Source organism: Longimicrobium sp., assembly GCF_035474595.1.
In the GTDB taxonomy this organism is placed as follows: Bacteria; Gemmatimonadota; Gemmatimonadetes; order Longimicrobiales; family Longimicrobiaceae; genus Longimicrobium.
Window position 1 is genome coordinate 1 of sequence record NZ_DATIND010000131.1, and the last position, 2,409, is coordinate 2,409.

Consider the following 2,409-nt stretch of genomic DNA (forward strand, 5'->3'; position numbering starts at 1 on the left):
CCTTCGCGTGCGATCTCGCACCGACCCGACCCTCGGTGGTGATCAGCAGCCCGTCCTTCGCGCGCACCACCCCGTGGCCGTCGGTGCGCAGCTCGAAGCCCTCGCCCCGCGCGTCCTGGCGCCCCGCGTTGTCTTCGATGCGTGTGAGGTGGCCCAGGCTCAGGGAGCTGTGCTGGTGGTCCGACCTGAGCTGCGCCTGGATCGCTTGCGCCGTGTCGTCCAGGATCAGGTGGTTGCCGCGCCCGGGCGCGGCGTTGCCCCCGCCGGGGGTGAGCTCGCGGCTCCTCAGGCCGCTCAGGGCCTGCTGCGCGGGCAGCTCCCAGGGCGGCGGGTTGAGCTGGTTGTGCACCCGCCCGGTGACCAGCGGCAGGTCCGGGTCGCCCCCGAGGAAGCTCACCACCACCTCCTGGCCCACCCGCGGCAGGTGCATGGCGCCCAGCTGGTTGCCCGCCCAGTCGTTGGCCACGCGCACCCAGCACGAGCTCAGGTGGTCGTGGCGGCCGTGGCGGTCCCAGGGGAACTGGACCTTGATGCGCCCCAGGCTGTCGGTGTAGAGGTTGGTCTCGGCCGTGGCGGCCCCGGGGCCCACGACCACGGCGGTCTCGGGCCCGCCGGTCTTGGGCTTGCGCTGGACTGCCTCCGGACGCAGCGCCTCGGCGAGGGGCTGCACGTCGAACTCGACGCCCACCCGCCAGCGCCCGCTCGGGCGCGCGGCGTTGCTCGGGGCGGCGAGGCCAGCGAGCTCGGCCGGACCCTGGGCGCCAGCCTCGCTCGCAGTCTGCGAGTCCTGCGCGCGCTGGGAGTCCTCCCCGACGTTCTCGATGACCAGGCGCGCCTCCAGCACGATGTACGCGACGTTGGCGCTCGCGCGCGGGTGGTGCGTGAGGGTGAAGGCATGGCCGGGCACGATGCCGCGCACGCGGCCCGCGCCCGTGGCGCGGTGGCCGCCCTGGCGCAGCAGCTCCATGCGCAGGCGCGCGAGGTGCTCGCCCTGGGCCTCGGTGCGGTTGGCGGCCCTGTCCGCGCCGCGGTTGGGCTGGCTGTAGTCGCTGCCGCCCAGGCCCGCGCGGTCGCCCCGCCACAGGTAGACCGCCTGGTGGGCGTGGCCGGTCGGGCGGGGTGCGGCGGCCTGCGCCTCCAGGGTGGCGCGCGGGCGGGTGTGGTCGTGGTCGCGGCTCGCGTAGCTGCCGCTGGTGAGCGCCTCGCAAGGACTCAGGGCGTGGATGTGCTCCTGGTCGATGCGCTGGCTCGGGGGGTGGAAGGGGATGCGGTGGTACGCCCCGGGGGCGTCGTCTCGACCACCCCGACCACCCCGACCGTCCCGGCCGGGCTCGAAGGGCCCGAAGGCGTCGTTGTGGTCGCTCCACACCAGGCGGTGCACCCCGGCGGTGTGCTCGAAGTGGTAGTTGATGCCCCACGCCTGCATGAGGCGCGTGACGAACTCGAAGTCGCTCTCGTTGTACTGGACGGTGTAGTCCACGCGCGGGTAGGCCTCGATCAGGCGGCGCTCGCAGGCGAAGGCGTAGCGCGCGAGGATGCCCTCGATGATCTCGACCGGGCTCTGGTCCTGGAAGACGCGGCAGTCGGTGGTGAGGGTGGCCAGGTGCAGCCAGGGGCGCAGGGTGAGCGCGTACAGGGCGTGGCGCCCGTGCTCGCCGAGGAAGCGCGCCTGGGTGACGAGCCCGGAGAGCTCGCGCACGCCCGCGCCGTGGTGGGCGCCCAGCCCGCCGGGCACCCCGGGCACGAAGCTGCCGTGGCCCTCCAGCTCGATGGCGCAGGTGAGCTCGCGCCCGACGAAGGCGCTCAGGTCGAAGTTCGCCCCCATGCCCGCGCCCGCGCCCGCGCCCGCGCTGGTCCCGAGGCCCGGGCCCGGAGCGTCCGGGGTCTGCAGCACCAGCCGGTACTCGAACAGGCTGTTGATGCCTTCCCGGCCCTGCAGACTCAGCGCCACCAGCGCGGGCTCGCCCGCGATCAGCGGGATCGCGGGGCCGTGAACCGCCAGGGCGCGATGCGCGTCGAAGAACATGGACATGCAGGGCTCGCGTTGTTACGCATGGAAACAGGAAGCCCCGAATGTAGTGAGCCCTCACGTAACGAGGCGCCGGAAGCGGTGGACCCGCCCAGGTTCATCCGAATTCGGTGACGTAGTGCGCAGATCGAACGCGTTCGGTTGCCATTTGGAAAGATTTGACAGGCCAGAACACGTGGGGCCCATCCCCGGGTCTTCCTGCTGGCGGTGATGCCCGGGTGCTGGCCACAATCGTCCGCATGACCACCATCGGACTGATCGGCCTCGGGGCCATGGGAAGCGGCATGGCGCGTTCGCTGCGGCGTGCCGGCCACGCGATCCGCGTCTTCGACGTGCGCTCGGAGGTCGCGCGCGACTTCGCCGAGGCGGGCGGCACGGCC

Annotated in this window: 2 protein-coding genes; one reads left to right on the forward strand and one right to left on the reverse strand. The window is 73.1% G+C overall.

Going from position 1 to position 2,409, the window contains the following annotated elements; translation table 11 throughout:
* On the reverse strand, positions 1 to 2,032 hold a 2,032-nt coding region (locus VLK66_RS22970; protein ID WP_325311829.1), incomplete at its 3' end, for a type VI secretion system Vgr family protein.
* 236 nt (positions 2,033 to 2,268) lie between these two features.
* On the opposite strand from VLK66_RS22970, the gene VLK66_RS28660 reads away from it, so the two are divergent.
* A partial coding sequence (locus VLK66_RS28660) for an NAD(P)-binding domain-containing protein (RefSeq protein WP_349260535.1) occupies positions 2,269 to 2,409 on the forward strand: 141 nt, incomplete at its 3' end.